We start from the raw sequence: 15,976 nt of genomic DNA on the forward strand, positions 1-15,976 counted from the left end.
ATATCTCACCTGTCATCGGAGCCAGACGGGACACGTTAAACGCGCGGAAACTCTACGCCCGGCCCGTCCGGCGGCGGACAACCGCCCCCGTCCCATTGACCACATCGGTCACAGGGCGGCCGTCGAGGGCGGCGCCGAGGTTGTCCAGGACCCGCCGGACCAGCCGCCCGGTGACCTGGGCGGTCACCCCCGCCACGTGCGGGGACAGCAGCACCCGGGGGTGGCCGCGCAGCGGGTCGTCCGCGGGGAGCGGCTCGGTCTCGAACACGTCGAGCGCGGCGCCGCCCAGGTGCCCGGAGGACAGGGCGGAAAGCAGGGCCGCCCCGTCCACCACTCCCCCGCGGGCCGCGTTGACCAGCAGCGACCCGGCGGGCATCCGCAGCGGGTCGACCAGGCCCCGGGTCTCCTCCGTCAGCGCGACCACCACCACCAGCACGTCGGAGGAGGCGACCAGCTCCGGCAGCGGCCGGTGGGCGTAGGGGGCCTCACGGGGCCGCCGGGTCCAGTAGGACACCTCGCAGCCGTGCGCGGCGAACATCCGCGCGCACTCCTGGCCGATCGGGCCGAAGCCGACGATCCCGACGCGCGAGCCGTACAGTTCCCTGGGGCCGAGGTCGAGCTGCGGCCAGCCGCCGGCGCGGACCGCGGCGTCGGCCTCGGGCAGCCGCCGCGACAGCGAGAGCGCGGCGGCGAGGCACCACTCGGCCACCGCGACGGCGCTCACCCCGGCGGTGTTGGCCAGCGGCACGCCGGCCGCGGCCAGCGCGGCGAGGTCGTGGCCGTCCACTCCCACCGAGGGCTGCTGCACGAACGCCAGCCTCGGGGCGGCGCGGACGGCCTCGGCGTCGAGCGCGAGCCCGCCGCTCCAGTCGCCGACCACGATCTCGGCGCCGGCCAGCGCGGTGAGCAGGCCGGCGCGGTCGCGGCTCTCCGGGACCGACACCTCCACCCGGTCGCCGAGCGGGCCGAGCAGGCCGCGCAGCGCCTCGGCGGGCAGCGGCGGCAGCGCCAGCACCTTCCAGGGCGCCTCACCGGTCATGTCACTCGCCTCCCCGCGGGTGGAAACTCGTGAAGATCTTCTCCATGAGCCCGGGACGCCCGTTCCACTTCTCGGCGGCCGTCCAGCTCAGCACGAAGACCGTGTCGCCGACCCCGACGAACCGGCGTGTCTCGCGGTAGGTCACGCCGGGCCTGGCCCACGGCGCGCCCCCGATCTGGTCCGTCTTCCAGGTGAACTCCCAGTCGAGCCCGGAGCCGTAGGCGAGCGGGACGTTCACCGTCTTCTCGGTGAGGATCTCGCTCCACTGGGCGGTGTCGTCCCGGACGGTCTCCTGGAGCGCGCGCAGGTTCCCGGCGTTCTCGGGGAGCACCTCGACCCCGAGATGGGCCTGGCCGTCGGGGCTCAGCCACTGGGTGTAGTTCGTCTCGGCGGCCCAGTCGCCGCGCCAGCCGGCCGGGTAGCCGATCGTCCAGTTGTCCGGCGCCTTGGCCTGCCAGAGCCTGAGCTGCGGGACGGGTTTCCTGGTCCTGGTGGGGGTGGGGCTCGGCGTGGGCGAGGCGCTCAGCGTCTCCGTTTCGCCGAGCGTCCCGGTGCCGGCCGGCTCCCCGGTGTCGGCCGGCGCGGCCGTCAGCGCCACGCCGGGGTCCGGCTCGTCCCCCTGGGACATCGCCAGGGCCGCGGCGCCGCCTCCGGCGAGGAGGACCACGGCCGCCGCGATCAGCGTGATCCACCCGGTGCGCCGCCGCTCCCGGGCGGGGCCGCGCGACCCGTGGGACCCGGTGGCCCCGGTGATTCCGGTGGGCCCGGTGGCTCCGGTGGGCTCGGTGGCTCCGGAGAACGCGGAGGTCTCCGCCGTACGGTGCCGGTCGGTACGGCGGGGCCCCGTCGCGGCGCGGCGCGGTCCCGCGGGCGCGGCGCCGCTCGCCTCGGCCAGCAGCAGGTCGGCCTGGTCGGCGGTGAGCCGGTGGGCCGGGTCGCGCTGGAGCATGCCGGTGAGCACCTCGCGCATCTCCGGCGGCACCCGGCTGAAGTCGGGCTCCTCGGTGATGAGCGCCCCGAGTGTGGCGATGGCGGTGGGGCGCTCGAAGGGGCCGTGGCCCAGCAGCGCCGCGTACAGGGTCGCGCCGAGCGACCACAGGTCGGACCAGGGACCGGAGGGCCCCGCGGTGGCGCGCTCCGGCGGCAGGAAGCTGGGCGAGCCGGTCACCATGCCGGTCTGGGTCAGCGAGGTGTCGCCTTCGAGGGTGGCGATGCCGAAGTCGGTCAGCACGGCCCGGCCGTCGTCGGCCAGCAGGATGTTGCTGGGCTTGACGTCGCGGTGCAGGATGCCGGCCTCGTGGGCCGCCCGCAGCGCCGCCAGCACCTGGCGGCCGATCCCGGCGACCTGGTGGACCGACAGCGTGCCCACCTGGTCCAGGCCCCGGGCCCGGACAAGCTCCATGACGATCCAGGGGCGGCCGTCCTCCTCGGCGACGTCGTAGATCGCCACGATGCCCCGGTGGTTCAGCCGCGCCGCCGTCCTGGCCTCGCGGGAGGTGCGGGCGAGCTGGCGCTCGCGCTCGGCCGGGGGGAGGTTCGGCGGCAGCAGCACCTCCTTGACCGCGACGGGCCGGTCGAGAAGGGTGTCGTATCCCTCCCAGACCACGCCCATGCCGCCCCTGCCGAGCTCCCTCAGCAGCCGGTAGCGCCCGGCGACAACCCGTCCACCGTCCGGATACGTCATCACGTGACCCCTAGATCCCATCGGATAAGCCGCAAGTTTCCCACACCGACCGGCCGCCGGCGGTCCCGAACGGACGACGGGACGGGGGCCGCCGCCCGGGGCTCGCGGGCCGGAATCCCGGTCACCGCCCGGCTCCGCACGCGGCCCGCATCCGGCTCGCACGCGGCCCGCATCCGGCTCGCACGCGGCTCGCCCACGGCTCGCACGCGGCCCGCACGGCCCGGCGCGGACGTCTTGCCACCCGGAGCCGAATGTTGTTCTACTTGGCCCCGGAGAGGAGATCGCATGGAGCGCGTGACCAGGAGCGGCCCGCTGTCCGGAGTCCGCGTGCTGGAGCTGGCCGGCCTGGCCCCCGGCCCGTTCGCCGGGATGATGCTGGCCGACCACGGTGCCGAGGTGCTGCGGATCGACCGGGTGGCCGCGGTCGCGGCGGCCGGGGACCGGCCCCGGCGCGACGTGATGGACCGCGGCAAGCGGACGATCGGGCTGGACCTGAAGTCGCCCGAGGGGGTGGCCGCGTTCCGGGAGCTGGCCGCGCACGCCGACGTGGTCATCGAGGTCTTCCGGCCGGGCGTCGCCGAGCGCCTCGGCATCGGCCCCGAGGACCTGCAGGCCGTCAACCCCCGGCTGGTGTACGGGCGGATGACCGGCTGGGGCCAGGAGGGCCCGCTGGCCACGACCGCCGGGCACGACATCGACTACATCGCCGTCGCGGGCGTGCTGTCCCTGCTGGGCCGCGAGGGCGGCAAGCCCACCCCGCCGATCAACATCCTCGGCGACTTCGCCGGCGGCGGCCTCATGCTCGCCTACGGCGTGCTGCTCGCCCTGTTCGAGCGGGAGCGGACCGGCCGGGGCCGGGTGGTGGACGCGGCCATGGTGGACGGCGCCGCGGCCCTGTTCGCCATGTTCTACCAGGGTGTGCAGAGCGGCTTCTGGGGGCCGCGCGGCACCAACCTCCTCGACACCGGCGCGCCCATGTACGACACCTACGAGACCGCCGACGGGGGTTTCGTCGCGGTGGGCGCGCTGGAGCCGCAGTTCTGGGCGGAGATGGTGGCCCTGATGGGCCTCGCCGACCTGCCCGACCGCGACGACCGGGCGCGCTGGCCGGAGCTGCGCGAACGGCTGGCCGAGGCGTTCCGCTCCCGGACCCGCGCCGAGTGGGAGGAGGTGTTCGCCGGGTCGGACGCCTGCGTCGTGCCGGTCCTGGATCCGGCCGAGGCCGCCGAGCACCCGCACAACCGGGCCCGCGGCACGTTCGTCGAGGTCGGCGGGGTCCGCCAGCCCGCGCCCGCGCCACGGCTGGAGGGCGCGGGCGAGCCGGACCTCTCCCCCGCGACCCTCCTTTCCGACCTGTCGGACTGGGGCCTGGACCGGGGGACCGCCGAACGGCTGCGCGCCGCGGGCGTGCTCGCCTGATCCGACCCGGCCCGGTCCTTACCCGAGGGCGGCATATCCGTAGCGGATGTGCCGCCCTTTGTCATGTGAGTTGTGTGGAATGTAGTAGGTGTACTACATTCCATGGCATGAGTACTGCGGTGAGCGTTCGCGGGTTGCGGATGGCGTACGGCACGGCCGAGGTGCTGCGAGGCGTCGACCTCGACATCCGGCGCGGCGAGATCTTCACGCTGCTCGGGCCCAACGGCGCGGGCAAGACCACCACGATCGAGATCCTGGAGGGCTTCCGGAACCGGTCGGCGGGCGAGGTGAGCGTGCTGGGCGCCGACCCGGCCCGCGGCGGCGACGCCTGGCGGGCCAGGCTCGGGATCGTGCTGCAGAGCTGGCGCGACCACGGCCGCTGGGGCGTCCGGGAGCTGCTGGCCCACGTCGGGGAGTTCTACGACCACCCCCGCGACCCCGACGAACTGCTGGCCGCGCTGGGGCTCACCGAGCAGGCCGCGCAACGGGTGAGCCGCCTGTCCGGCGGCCAGCGCCGCCGCCTCGACGTGGGGCTCGGCATCGTGGGCCGGCCGGAGCTGCTGTTCCTGGACGAGCCGACGACCGGCTTCGACCCGGAGGCGCGGCGGGAGTTCCACCTGCTGGTGGAGAGACTCGCCGCCGACGGCATGACGGTGCTGCTGACCACCCACGACCTCGCCGAGGCCGAGAAGCTGGCGCACCGCACCGCCATCCTGGTCCGCGGGGAGATCGTCGCGTGCGGGAGCCCGGCCGAGCTGGCCGACGCCGTACGGGCCGAGTCGCAGGTGCGCTGGCTGGAGGACGGCCGCGAGCGGGTCCTCACCACGGCCGACCCGTCGCGGGCGGCATGGGAGCTGCACGAGCGGTTCGGTGGCCCGGTGCCGGGCCTGCAGGTCCGGCGCCCGTCACTGGAGGAGAACTACCTGAGCCTCATCGGGAGGGCGGCATGACCGGCACGACGACCACGACGGCCCTTCCGGACGGCACGACCACCGGGACGCCCCGGACGAAAGGGGACGGCGTGAACGCCAGGGGACTGCGCATCGGGCTGCGACGGGGCTGGACGGAGTACCTGCACCTGGTCAGGGACCGCAGAGAGCTGATCAACAACACGGTCGGCACGGTCGGGATCTTCGCGTTGCTGATCCTGTGGATCGGCGACGGCCCGGTGGAGGGCACCGGCGTCTCCCAGTCGACGTTCATGACCATCGGCTTCCTGGCGTTCACCGTCTTCTCCAACGGGCTCATGGCGCTGCCGATGGCGCTGACCGCCGACAGGGAGGACGGGACGCTGCTGCGGCTGCGCACCCTTCCCGGCGGCATCACCGCCTACCTCACCGGGCGAGCGGTGACCTTCCTCTGCCAGATCGTCATGCAGGGCGTGCTGATCCTGGCCACCGGCGTGGTCGTCGGCGACGCCGGGCTGCCCCGCGACTGGCTGACGCTGGCCTGGGCGCTGCTGCTCGGCACGGTCGCGGTGGTCCCGCTGGGCGTCGCCATAGGCTGCCTGCTGCCCAACCCGAAGACCGCCGCGGGGGCCGTGGGCCTGCCGATGATGATCCTGATGGTGACCTCCGGCGTCATGATTCCGGTGACCTTCATGCCCGAGCCCGTCCAGTGGATCTCGCAGGCGTTCCCCCTCTACTGGCAGGGGCTCGGCCTGCGGGCGGCGTTCATGCCCGACAGCATGCTCGCCGCCGAGATCGCCGGCAGCTGGCGGTTGCCCTGGGTGGCCGTGGCGCTCGGCGCGTGGGCGGTCGCGGGGATGCTGCTGGCCCCGGTCATGGTCCGCCGGGTGACCCGGCGGGAGTCCGGGTCACGGCTCGCCGATCGGCGACCGGCCGCGCAGGCGTCCTGAGAGCTGGGAGACTACCGTGGTGGCCACGGAAGACGTCTACAACAGGATCTCGGTGCTGCGGGCCGAGCGCGGCGTGTCGCGCAAGGACCTGGCCACCGCGCTGGGCGTCCACTACCAGACGGTCGGCTACCTCGAACGCGGTGAGTACAGCCCCAGCCTGCACCTGGCCCTGCGCATCGCCGCGTACTTCGAGGTGCCGCTGGAGGTCGTCTTCTCCCTGAAACCGTTCCCCCGACTCGGCAGTGAGGTGAAGTGATGGGCGGCCTGACCCCCGAGCAGATGGAGAAGCACTATCGCGCCTGGCCGCCCCGCTCCTGGTACGCCACCCGCCGGAGCCGCCGCGTCCTGGCCGGCGTGGGCGCCGCCTCGGCCGCGCTGGGCTGGATCAGCGCGGTCGTGTGCTGGTACCTCGCACCGAGCTCCCTGGCGATGTGGACCACCTTCGCCCTGTGGGGGGCCGCACTGGTGATCTACGCGGTGGTCTACTCGGCCCTCGTCGGAGCCACCCGCGGCGTCATCGGCCTCGCCGAGCGGCACCTCGACGAGCGGCAGGCCCTCGAACGCCTGCGGCTCCAGGCCGACTCCCGCCGGGGCACCACGATCATGCTCGGCGCGGTCCTCGCGCTCGTCCTCCTCGCCGACGGGGGCAGGCCGGTCGTCGAGGTCCCGACGACCGCGATCTTCCTGCTCGTGTACGCCATGATCGCGACGCACCTCATCCTGCCGTCCCTCCTGGCGGCCTGGCGGATGCCCGACCCGCCACGGGACGACGAGGACGAGGACGACTGAGGGACGGCCGGGGAACGGCCGAGGCGTGGGCCGGACGGTCACCGGGTCCGGCCGCCCGCCCCGTCAGCCCATCGAGGGGAAGACCGCGGCGTAGACGTCCACGCCCTCGGCGTGGTGGACCTCAAGGTCGGTGGTGAAGGCGCGGGGCGGGGTGCCGCCCGACTCGGTGTGCTTCCACAGCCGCTGCCAGGCGTCCAGCAGTGTCTCGGGCATCTGCCCGCGGGCCTCCAGCTTCAGGCACGGCACGGCGGGCACCCGTACCGCGACCATCCCCTCGGGCATGGCGGCGGCGCTGCGCACCGCCGCCCCGACGACCACCGTGTAGGCGCCGTGGTGACCGCTCTCGTAGTCGGTGTACACCGCGTAGACGTTCTCGTCCACCCGGCCCGGGACGTGGGCGAACGCTCCGGGGACCCCGACCCGCGCCCACAGCGCGGCCAGCCTTCCCCGGCCCTCCCCCTCCTCGGCGTTCGACGTCCGTACGGCACGGCCGACGACCAGCAACTCGGGCCGATCAACGACGATCACAACGCCTCCCATGGCCATCCCGCTTGATTCGCGCAAACGGGATCCTAGCTGCAGCCCGGAGCGGCGGTCTCCGTTCCCGATCGCCGGAACGGGGAAGTCTCCTGCCGCATTATCACCGGATAAGGTGGGGGAACGTGAAGTTTCTCAATGGGATGACCCCGGCCTACGACCTCACGTACAGCGACGTCTTCATGGTCCCGTCGCGCTCCTCGATCGGCTCACGCCTCTCCGTCGACCTCGCCGCCCACGACGGCACCGGCACCACGATCCCGATCGTCGTGGCCAACATGACGGCGGTCGCCGGGCGCCGCATGGCCGAGACCGTCGCCCGCCGCGGCGGCATCGCCGTGATCCCGCAGGACATCCCCATCGAGGTGGTGGCCGACGTCGTCGACTGGGTCAAGCGGCGTGACCTGGTCCACGACACCCCGCTCACCCTCACCTCACACGACACCGTCGGCGAGGCGCTCAACCTGCTCCCCAAGCGGGCGCACGGCGCGATCATCGTCGTCGACTGGGACAACCGCCCGATAGGCGTGGTCACCGAGGGCGACTGCGGCGGCGTGGACATGTACACGCAGCTGTCGCAGGTCATGTCCTCCGACCACCTGCTCACCCTGCCCGCCGGCCTGGACCCGCGCGAGGCGTTCGACCGGCTCCACGAGGGCCGCCACCGGCTCGCCCCGATCGTCGACGGCGACGGCCGGCTGGTCGGCATCCTCACCCGCACCGGCGCGCTGCGGGCCACGCTCTACAAGCCCGCCGTGGACGCCTCGGGCAGGTTGCGCGTCGCCGCGGCCGTCGGCGTCAACGGCGACGTGGCCGCCAAGGCCGGGGAGCTGCTGGAGGCCGGGGTGGACTGCCTGGTGGTGGACACCGCCCACGGACACCAGGAGAAGATGATCAGCGCGCTGAAGGCGGTTCGGGCGCTCGACCCGGGCGTGCCGGTCGCCGCGGGCAACGTCGTCACCGCCGCCGGGGTGCGCGACCTCGTCGAGGCCGGGGCGGACATCCTCAAGGTCGGCGTCGGACCGGGCGCCATGTGCACCACCCGGATGATGACCGGTGTGGGCCGCCCGCAGTTCTCCGCCGTGCTGGAGTGCGCGGCCGAGGCGCGCCGCCTGGGCCGTCACGTCTGGGCCGACGGCGGCGTCCGCCACCCGCGCGACGTGGCCCTCGCCCTGGCCGCCGGGGCGTCCAACGTGATGATCGGCTCCTGGTTCGCCGGCACGTACGAGTCGCCCGGCGACACCCGCACGGCCGCCGACGGCCGCAGGTACAAGGAGAACTTCGGCATGGCCTCGGCCCGCGCGGTGAAGCTGCGCACCGCCGAGGACTCCCCCTTCGAGCGGGCCCGCAAGGCGCTGTTCGAGGAGGGCATCTCCACCTCCAGGATGTACCTCGACCCGGTCCGGCCCAGCGTCGAGGACCAGATCGACGCCATCGTGGCGGGCCTGCGCTCGGCGTGCACCTACGCCGGGGCGGCCGACCTGGAGGAGTTCCACGAGCGCGCGGTCGTGGGCGTGCAGAGCTCCTCGGGCTACACCGAGGGCATGCCGCTGCACCAGAGCTGGTAATCCGCGCTTCTCCGCCCGTGTCCTGTCCGCGCCCGCCGTACGGTCACACACCTGTACGGCGGGCGCGCGCATTGTCGCCGCGCGCCGGGGTAGTCGCCTGTCCGATCACCCACTGACACAGCGGGAAGGCGAGCGGACATGACACATGTACCCACCGCCACGACGACGCCCGCGGAGCGGCTCGTCGTCGTGGACCGGAGAGTGCTGGTCGGCTACGACAACTACGCGGCGGCCCAGCGGACCGTGGACATGCTCTCCGACGCGGGATTCCCCGTCGAGCACGTGGCGATCGTCGGCAGCGACCTGCGGCTGGAGGAGACCGTCACCGGCCGGATGACCAACGGCAGGGCCGCGCTGCGGGGCGCCGGCAACGGCCTGGCGTTCGGCGCCGTGGTGGGGGCCTTCCTCGGGCTCTTCACCTCCACCACGATGTCGTTCGTCGTGCTCGTGCTCTGGGCCGCGCTCTGGGGCGCGGTGGTAGGGGCCGCGTTCGGGTTCGTCAACCACTTCTTCACCGGCGGCAAGCGGGACTTCGTCTCGCGCAGCGCGATCGTCGCCGGCCGCTACGACGTGCTGGTCGCGGCCTCGCACCTGGGCGACGCCCGCGCCGTGATCGAGGCCGCCAGCGGCCCCGCCGACACCGTCGTCGTCGAGGTGCCGCCGTCGGCGGGCATCTACGACCCGGACGCCGTACGGCCCACCGCCCCGAGCGTCCGGTATCCCGGCGCCGCGGCCGGACGGCCGGCGGACGAGCACCCGGTGACCGGGCAGGCGGCGGACGAGCAGGCGGCGGACGAGCGCCCCATGGCCGGACGGCCGGTGGACGGGCAGGCGGCGGACGGGCACCTCGTGACCGAGCGGCCGGTGGACGGGCACCCCGTGACCGGCCGGCCGGGGGACGAGCGGCCGGGGGACGGGCGTCCTTCGGTTCCCGCGCAGGCTCCCCGGCCCGACCGCGACACGGCCGACCCGAGCCGCTCCTAGGTTCTGTTCCGCGGATCCCCGCCTCGGATCCTCGCCGCGGGGGATCCGCGGCAGGTCCTGGCGGAGCCGATGAACACGGAGGGCGCGGGGGCCACGGCGAGCACCGTGGCCCCCGCGCCCTCCGTCGTTCCGGCTCGCGGCGACGACCCGCCGCCCGATCTCCCCGTCGGCCAGGCGGCCGACGGTGATCCCCACGGGGTCGTCCCCCACGTGGATCACTGGTGGTCTCGCCGGGGCGGACTTCGGCCACCGGCACGGTGCCCTCGCCGAACGCGGTGACGTAGGCGGCCTCCGGGGCCCTGGCGAAGTGGCGAGCCGGCCTCGACGTCCCGGACCGGGGAGTGGATACTGACGGTCCCGCCCGCCGGCGGCCCCGCCGTCGCGCTCGCCGTACCCGGTGGAGGCCGCGCGCCGGGGCGGCGGCTCCGCCGCCCGGGGACCCGCACGCGGTGACGGCGGGCGCCGAGCCGGGCCACGCTCGCCGACGGGACGGCGGCGGAGCCCGGTCACGCGTCCTCCCCCGGGCGATCCGTCCGGAGTTGTGAGAGCGCTCTCTGGAAGATTTGTCGGCTCTTTCTACTCGAAGCGATATCCGTGACAGTACGGTTACCGTCGGGTTTTTCTTGACACGCCTTCTCTGGAACGAGATTCTCGGGAGAGCGCTCTCACGCGCGTGACCGACAGAACGGAGCCCCAGAGATGACCACGTCCGCCACAGGGTCCAGCGACACCGGCCCGCTGACCTTCCCCGAGGGGTTCCTGTGGGGGGCGGCGACCGCCGCCTACCAGATCGAGGGCGCGGCCGCGGACGACGGCAGAGGCCCCTCCATCTGGGACACCTTCTCCCGGACCCCCGGCAAGGTCCGCGCCGGACACACCGGCGACGTGGCCTGCGACCACTACCACCGCCGCAGCGACGACGTCCGGCTGATGCGCGACCTGGGCCTGGCCGCCTACCGCTTCTCCGTCTCCTGGCCCCGCATCCAGCCCGACGGGTCCGGCCCGGTCAACCCGCGCGGCCTCGACTTCTACGACCGCCTGGTGGACGAGCTGCACGAGGCCGGCGTCACCCCGATCGTGACGCTCTACCACTGGGACCTGCCGCAGAGCCTGGAGGACCGGGGCGGCTGGATCGCCAGGGACACCGCCGAGCGCTTCGCCGACTACGCCGCGATCATGCACGCCCGGCTGGGTGACCGGGTGGAGACCTGGACCACCCTGAACGAGCCCTGGTGCTCGGCGTTCCTCGGCTACGGCTCCGGCATCCACGCCCCCGGCCGCGCCGAGCCCGAACTGGCCTTCACCGCCGTCCACCACCTGCTGCTCGGCCACGGGCTCGCCGTCGGCGCGCTGCGGGCCGGCGGGGCCGCGAAGGTCGGCATCACGCTGAACCTCGCGCCGGTGATCGGCGACGACCCCGTCGCGGTCTCCCTGGTGGACGGCCTGCAGAACCGGATCTTCCTCGACCCGGTGCTGCGCGGCGAGTACCCCGCCGACGTGGTCGAGCGGGCCCGCCGCTTCACCGACTGGTCGTTCGTCGAGGACGGCGACCTGGAGACCATCAGCCGGCCGATCGACCTGCTGGGCGTGAACTACTACACCCCGCAGACCGTCGCGGCCCGCCCCGGCGAGCCCGCCAGCCCGGTCTTCCCCGGCAGCGAGGGGATCGTCTTCGGCGGCGCCGACGCCCCGAAGACGGCGATGGGCTGGGCCATCCAGCCGTTCGGCCTGACCGACCTCCTCGTACGGCTGTCGCGCGACTACCCGGGCACCCCGCTGGTCATCACCGAGAACGGCGCGGCCTTCGACGACGAGGTGAAGGACGGCGCGGTCCACGACCCCGACCGGGTCTCCTACCTCGACGCGCACCTGCGCGCCGCGCACGCCGCCATCGAGCAGGGGGCCGACCTGCGCGGGTATATGGTGTGGTCGCTGATGGACAACTTCGAATGGGCCGAGGGCTACGGCAAGCGGTTCGGCGTCGTGCACGTCGACTACACCACCCAGCGCCGCACCCCCAAGGACAGCGCCCTGTGGTATCGCGACGTCATCCGGCGGAACGGCCTGTGAGGGCACGGCCGACGCTGGAGAAGGTGGCCGCCCGGGCCGGAGTGTCCCGGGCGACCGCCTCCCGCGTCATCAACGGCTCCACCCGGGTGGCCCCGCAGATCCGTGAGGCGGTCATCCGCGCCGTGGACGAGCTGGGCTACGTCCCCAACCAGGCGGCGCGAAGCCTGGTCACCCAGCGCGCCGACTCGATAGCCCTGGTCTTCCCCGAGCCCTCCACCAGGGTCTTCTCCGACGACCCGACCTTCGGCGGGATCATCCGGGGCGTCAGCATGGAGTTCGAGGAGGCCGACAAGCAGCTCGTGCTGATGCTCGCCGGCACCGAGGGCAGCTACCGCCGGGTCGAGCGCTACGCCACCAACGGGCACGTGGACGGCGTGATCGTGGCGTCGATGCACGGCTCCGACCCGCTTCCGGCGATCCTCGCCCGCCGGGGCGTCCCGGTGGTCTGCAGTGGACGTCCCACCATGGCCGGCGAGCTGCCGTACGTGGACATGGACAACGTCGGCGGCGCCGAGCGCGCGGTGCGGCACCTGCTGGAGCGGGGCCGCCGCCGGATCGCCGCCATCGCGGGCCCCCAGGACATGGTCGCCGGTATCGACCGCCTCACCGGCTACCGGAACGCCCTGCGCGACTCCGACCGCCGCTCCATCGTCGCGGTCGGCGACTTCACCCGCGAGTCGGGAACGGCGGCCATGCGTCACCTGCTGGCCGACGACCCGGAGCTGGACGCGGTGTTCGCCGCCAACGACCTGATGGCGCTGGGAGCGCTGCGGGCGCTGCGGGACGCCGGCCGCTCCGTCCCCGGCGACGTCGCGGTCGTCGGCTTCGACGACATCCCGGCCGCCTCCTACGCCGAGCCGCCGCTGACCACGGTCCGGCAGCCGACCGAGGAGATGGGGCGGCGGCTCGCCCGGATGGTCCTGGGCCTGGAGGAGCGAGGGCCCGTGGTGCTGCCCACCGAGCTCGTCGTGCGGGAGTCCACGAGGGCCGCCTGACCGCCTCCGCACGGGCCTCCCGGCACCTCTGCGCAGGCCGCCTGGCCGCTGCTATGTGGACTGCCTGACCACGAGATCGGCCGGCATGATCACCGGCTCGGCCGGTCCTCCCTCCATGAGCGCGAGCAGCAGCCGCACCATGGTGGCGGCCTGCTCGGCGTGCGAGGCGCGGACCGTCGTGAGCGGCGGATCGGTGTAGCGGGCCGCCTCTATGTCGTCGTAGCCGACGACCGCGACGTCGCCGGGGACGGAGCGGCCGGCCTGACGCAGCGCGTACAGGGCCCCGATCGCCATCAGGTCGTTGGCCGTGAACACCGCGTCCAGCTCCGGATCGTCCTCCAGGAGCTGCCGCATCGCCGTCGCGCCCGACTCGCGGGTGAAGTCGCCGACCGCGACGATGGAGCGGCGGTCGGCCTCCCGCAGGGCGTCTCGGTATCCGGCGAGGCGGTCCTGGCCGGCGACCATGTCCAGCGGCCCGGCGATGGTCGCGATCCGGCGGCGGCCCCGCTCCAGCAGGTGCCGTACCGCGCGCTCGGCGCCCGCCGCGTTCTCGCCGTCCGCGTAGGGGATCTCGACCGGCACCGCGGGCCTGCCGTACGACACGACCGGGACGCGCAACCGGGTGAGCGCGCCGGGCAGCGGGTCGGCGCTGTGGCTCGACACGAGCATGACGCCGTCCACGTGGCCGCCGCCGATGTAGTTCTCCACCCGGGCGTGGCTCTCCGGCGACCCGGCCAGCAGCAGCACCGTCTGCCTGCCCGCGGCCTCCAACTCCAGGCTGGCCGCGCGGATGACCGTGGAGAACATCGGGTCGTCGGAGAACACCCGGTTCGGCGACTCCGACACCACCAGCGCGATCGAGTTGGTCCGCTGGGTGACCAGGTTCCGCGCCGCGCCGTTGGGGACGTAACCCAGCTCGCGCACCGCCCGCATCACCGTCTCGCGGATGTCCGGGGTGACGGTGGCCTGGCCGTTCACCACCCGGGAGACGGTCGCCCGGGAGACTCCGGCGCGGGCTGCGACCGCCTCCAAAGTGGGTCGTCTCATCTGCCACTCCCCCAGCAGTCCTTTTTCCGTCGGGCGGACCCGGGCGCCGCGGCGCGCCGCCCGGCGCGGCTCACCCCTTCACCGCCCCCTGCATGATGCCTCCGATGATCTGCTTGCCGAGCAGCGCGAACACCAGGAGCAGCGGCAGGGTCCCCAGCGCGGTCCCCGACAGCCCGAGCACGAAGTCGTTGACGTACCCGCTGGCGAGCGTGGACAGGGCCACCTGCACCGTCGGGTTCTCCGGGGTCAGGACGACCAGCGGCCAGAAGTAGTCGTTCCAGGCGGTCATGAACGTGAGCATGCCGAGCACCGCCGCCGCCGGCCGGGCCGCCGGGACCACGACGTGGCGGAACAGCCCCCAGGTGGTGCAGCCGTCGATCCTGCCCGCCTCCAGCAGCTCCGTCGGCAGCGCGCGCTGCAGGAACTGGGTCATGAAGAACACACCGAACGCGTTGACCAGCGCCGGGACCACCAGCGCGTACATGGTGCCGGTCCACTCGACCTTCACCATGAGCATGTACAGCGGGATGATGCCGAGCTGGGCCGGGACCATCATGGTCGCCACGGTGATCAGCAGCATGGCGTTCCTGCCCCGGAACCGCAGCTTGGCGAAGGCGAAACCGGCCAGCGTCGAGAAGAACATCACGGTGAGGGCGATCGAACCGGAGACCACGAACGAGTTGAGCAGCGCCAGCCCGAACGGGACGGTGTCGAAGACCCGCTGCACGTTCGCGAGGAAGTTGCCGCCGGGCAGCAGCGGGGGCGGCACCTGGGCGAGCGCGGCGTTGTCGCGGGAGGCGACGACCACGCTGTAGTACAGGGGGAACGCGGAGAAGAACGCCACCGCGGTCAGCGTCAGATAGCGCAGCCTCACCGGCCGCTCACCCCCTTCCGCCCGTCGCGCCGGTCGTCCCGGCCGCCCGGGCCGTTCCGGTCGTCCCCGGATCCTCTGTGCGCCGGCCAGGTCATGTCAGGTCTCCCCGCGAACGGCTGATGAACAGGTAGTTGACGGCCGCGGCGACCACCACGAAGGCGAACATGACCCACGAGGCGGCCGAGGCGTAGCCGAAGTCGAAGTTGACGAAGCCGCGCTCGTACACGTAGAGCGCGAGCGTCTGGAACTGCCGGTCCGGCCCGCCGGTGACGATGTTGCCGCCGTTGGTGCCCGCGCCGAACAGCAGCGGCTCGGCGATGATCTGCATCGCCCCGATCGTGGAGACGATCACCACGAAGATGATCGTCGGCCGGATCATCGGGATGGTGATCCTCCGGAGCTGGGTGTACGGCGACGCCCCGTCGAGGGTCGCCGCCTCGTAGAGCTCCCGTGGCACGGCCTGCATGGCGGCGAGGAAGATCAGGGCGTTGTACCCCGTCCACCGCCACATGATCATGACGGAGAGGGCGACGTGCGAGGAGAGGGTGCCCTCGCTCCAGGCGACGCCGTCGCCACCGAACCAGGAGAGCATCCAGTTGATCAGGCCGAAGTCGCGGCCGAACAGCTGGCTGAAGATCACCACGACCGCGACCACGCTGGTCACGTTGGGCAGCAGCAGGGTGATCCGGAAGAAGGTCTGCGCCCGCAGCGGGCGGTTGAGCAGGCTCGCCAGCCAGATCGCCATGACCAGCTGCGGGACGGTGGACAGCACCCCGATGGACAGGGTGTTGAAGGTGGCGTTCCAGAAGTAGCCGTCGCCGAGCAGCGTGGCGAAGTTGTCCAGGCCGATGAACCTGTGGACGTCCGAGAGCAGGGTCCACTCGTGCAGGCTCACCCAGGCGGTGTAGACGAGGGGGAAGACGCCGAACGCGCAGAACAGGACGAGGAACGGGGCGACGTAGGCGTACGGCGAGACTTTCATGTCGAACCGGTGGCTCAGGAAGCGCCGGGGCGGGCGGTGGGACGCCCGCCCCGTGATCGTGGCCGCCGGCCGGTCCGGGGCACGAGTGGCCATGGCTGGGCCTTTCGGGAGGTCGGGGGGTCGTTTTCGA

The 15,976-nt window shown here is 73.2% G+C and carries 15 protein-coding genes; 9 read left to right on the forward strand and 6 right to left on the reverse strand.

The window, feature by feature from the left end:
- Positions 1 to 52 precede the first annotated feature (52 nt).
- Positions 53 to 1,039, reverse strand: coding sequence for an NAD(P)-dependent oxidoreductase (locus ACQP10_RS28410; RefSeq protein WP_179826612.1), 987 nt, complete (start codon positions 1,037 to 1,039; stop codon positions 53 to 55).
- A gap of 1 nt (position 1,040) precedes the next feature.
- On the reverse strand, positions 1,041 to 2,723 hold the full coding sequence (locus ACQP10_RS28415) for a serine/threonine-protein kinase (protein ID WP_346023175.1): 1,683 nt from the start codon (positions 2,721 to 2,723) through the stop codon (positions 1,041 to 1,043).
- Between the two features lie 285 nt (positions 2,724 to 3,008).
- Here ACQP10_RS28415 and ACQP10_RS28420 point away from each other — a divergent pair, with 285 nt between their 5' ends.
- The 5 genes from ACQP10_RS28420 to ACQP10_RS28440 all read left to right on the forward strand — a co-directional run bounded on the left by ACQP10_RS28420 (position 3,009) and on the right by ACQP10_RS28440 (position 6,789).
- Positions 3,009 to 4,142 (forward strand): CaiB/BaiF CoA transferase family protein, encoded by a 1,134-nt coding sequence (locus ACQP10_RS28420; protein ID WP_346023176.1) that lies wholly within the window; start codon positions 3,009 to 3,011, stop codon positions 4,140 to 4,142.
- Between the two features lie 107 nt (positions 4,143 to 4,249).
- Entirely contained in the window at positions 4,250 to 5,092 is an 843-nt protein-coding gene (locus tag ACQP10_RS28425) for an ABC transporter ATP-binding protein (protein ID WP_346023177.1), read from the forward strand.
- Positions 5,089 to 6,000, forward strand: coding sequence for an ABC transporter permease (locus ACQP10_RS28430; RefSeq protein ID WP_390004619.1), 912 nt, complete (start codon positions 5,089 to 5,091; stop codon positions 5,998 to 6,000). Before ACQP10_RS28425 ends, ACQP10_RS28430 begins: the two co-directional genes overlap by 4 nt.
- A 16-nt stretch (positions 6,001 to 6,016) precedes the next feature.
- Complete coding sequence (locus tag ACQP10_RS28435; RefSeq protein WP_346023179.1) at positions 6,017 to 6,256, forward strand: helix-turn-helix transcriptional regulator; 240 nt, start codon at positions 6,017 to 6,019, stop codon at positions 6,254 to 6,256.
- Positions 6,256 to 6,789, forward strand: a complete 534-nt coding sequence (locus ACQP10_RS28440) for a hypothetical protein (protein WP_433540049.1) — start codon at positions 6,256 to 6,258, stop codon at positions 6,787 to 6,789. Before ACQP10_RS28435 ends, ACQP10_RS28440 begins: the two co-directional genes overlap by 1 nt.
- Before the next feature lie 63 nt (positions 6,790 to 6,852).
- On the opposite strand, the gene ACQP10_RS28445 is transcribed toward ACQP10_RS28440, so the two are convergent.
- The gene (locus tag ACQP10_RS28445; protein WP_346023181.1) at positions 6,853 to 7,317 is read right to left on the reverse strand and encodes a GyrI-like domain-containing protein; all 465 of its coding nucleotides are present in this window, start codon (positions 7,315 to 7,317) and stop codon (positions 6,853 to 6,855) included.
- Between the two features lie 134 nt (positions 7,318 to 7,451).
- Between ACQP10_RS28445 and ACQP10_RS28450 the strand changes: the two genes are divergently transcribed.
- The 4 genes from ACQP10_RS28450 (at position 7,452) to ACQP10_RS28465 (ending at position 12,943) form a co-directional block, all read left to right on the forward strand.
- Positions 7,452 to 8,894, forward strand: a complete 1,443-nt coding sequence (locus ACQP10_RS28450; RefSeq protein WP_346023182.1) for a GuaB1 family IMP dehydrogenase-related protein — start codon at positions 7,452 to 7,454, stop codon at positions 8,892 to 8,894.
- 138 nt (positions 8,895 to 9,032) lie between these two features.
- Complete coding sequence (locus tag ACQP10_RS28455; protein WP_433540050.1) at positions 9,033 to 9,878, forward strand: general stress protein; 846 nt, start codon at positions 9,033 to 9,035, stop codon at positions 9,876 to 9,878.
- Positions 9,879 to 10,577: 699 nt separating this feature from the next.
- Positions 10,578 to 11,948 (forward strand): GH1 family beta-glucosidase, encoded by a 1,371-nt coding sequence (locus ACQP10_RS28460; RefSeq protein ID WP_433540051.1) that lies wholly within the window; start codon positions 10,578 to 10,580, stop codon positions 11,946 to 11,948.
- The gene (locus ACQP10_RS28465; protein ID WP_346023185.1) at positions 11,945 to 12,943 is read left to right on the forward strand and encodes a LacI family DNA-binding transcriptional regulator; all 999 of its coding nucleotides are present in this window, start codon (positions 11,945 to 11,947) and stop codon (positions 12,941 to 12,943) included. Before ACQP10_RS28460 ends, ACQP10_RS28465 begins: the two co-directional genes overlap by 4 nt.
- Positions 12,944 to 12,994: 51 nt before the next feature.
- On the opposite strand, the gene ACQP10_RS28470 is transcribed toward ACQP10_RS28465, so the two are convergent.
- From ACQP10_RS28470 to ACQP10_RS28480, 3 genes are all read right to left on the reverse strand, one after another.
- The gene (locus tag ACQP10_RS28470) at positions 12,995 to 13,990 is read right to left on the reverse strand and encodes a LacI family DNA-binding transcriptional regulator (protein ID WP_346023186.1); all 996 of its coding nucleotides are present in this window, start codon (positions 13,988 to 13,990) and stop codon (positions 12,995 to 12,997) included.
- 70 nt (positions 13,991 to 14,060) lie between these two features.
- Positions 14,061 to 14,864 carry a carbohydrate ABC transporter permease gene (locus tag ACQP10_RS28475; protein ID WP_179826588.1) on the reverse strand — a complete coding sequence of 268 codons (804 nt, stop codon included), beginning with the start codon at positions 14,862 to 14,864 and terminating at the stop codon, positions 14,061 to 14,063.
- 91 nt (positions 14,865 to 14,955) lie between these two features.
- Positions 14,956 to 15,939: a carbohydrate ABC transporter permease gene (locus ACQP10_RS28480; protein ID WP_390004630.1), complete on the reverse strand. Its 984-nt coding sequence runs from the start codon at positions 15,937 to 15,939 to the stop codon at positions 14,956 to 14,958.
- Positions 15,940 to 15,976 lie beyond the last annotated feature (37 nt).

It is taken from the genome of Streptosporangium sandarakinum (assembly GCF_050942225.1).
Classification (GTDB): Bacteria; Actinomycetota; Actinomycetes; order Streptosporangiales; family Streptosporangiaceae; genus Streptosporangium; species Streptosporangium nondiastaticum.

Bases quoted from the DNA above. Each gene is read 5' to 3' on its own strand.
- ACQP10_RS28460 (WP_433540051.1), top strand. From the start codon at position 10,578: ATGACCACGTCCGCCACAGGGTCCAGCGACACCGGCCCGCTGACCTTC.
- ACQP10_RS28420 (WP_346023176.1), top strand. From the start codon at position 3,009: ATGGAGCGCGTGACCAGGAGCGGCCCGCTGTCCGGAGTCCGCGTGCTG.
- ACQP10_RS28480 (WP_390004630.1), bottom strand. From the start codon at position 15,939: ATGGCCACTCGTGCCCCGGACCGGCCGGCGGCCACGATCACGGGGCGG.
- ACQP10_RS28470 (WP_346023186.1), bottom strand. From the start codon at position 13,990: ATGAGACGACCCACTTTGGAGGCGGTCGCAGCCCGCGCCGGAGTCTCC.
- ACQP10_RS28415 (WP_346023175.1), bottom strand. From the start codon at position 2,723: ATGACGTATCCGGACGGTGGACGGGTTGTCGCCGGGCGCTACCGGCTG.
- ACQP10_RS28410 (WP_179826612.1), bottom strand. From the start codon at position 1,039: ATGACCGGTGAGGCGCCCTGGAAGGTGCTGGCGCTGCCGCCGCTGCCC.
- ACQP10_RS28430 (WP_390004619.1), top strand. From the start codon at position 5,089: ATGACCGGCACGACGACCACGACGGCCCTTCCGGACGGCACGACCACC.
- ACQP10_RS28425 (WP_346023177.1), top strand. From the start codon at position 4,250: ATGAGTACTGCGGTGAGCGTTCGCGGGTTGCGGATGGCGTACGGCACG.
- ACQP10_RS28455 (WP_433540050.1), top strand. From the start codon at position 9,033: ATGACACATGTACCCACCGCCACGACGACGCCCGCGGAGCGGCTCGTC.
- ACQP10_RS28440 (WP_433540049.1), top strand. From the start codon at position 6,256: ATGGGCGGCCTGACCCCCGAGCAGATGGAGAAGCACTATCGCGCCTGG.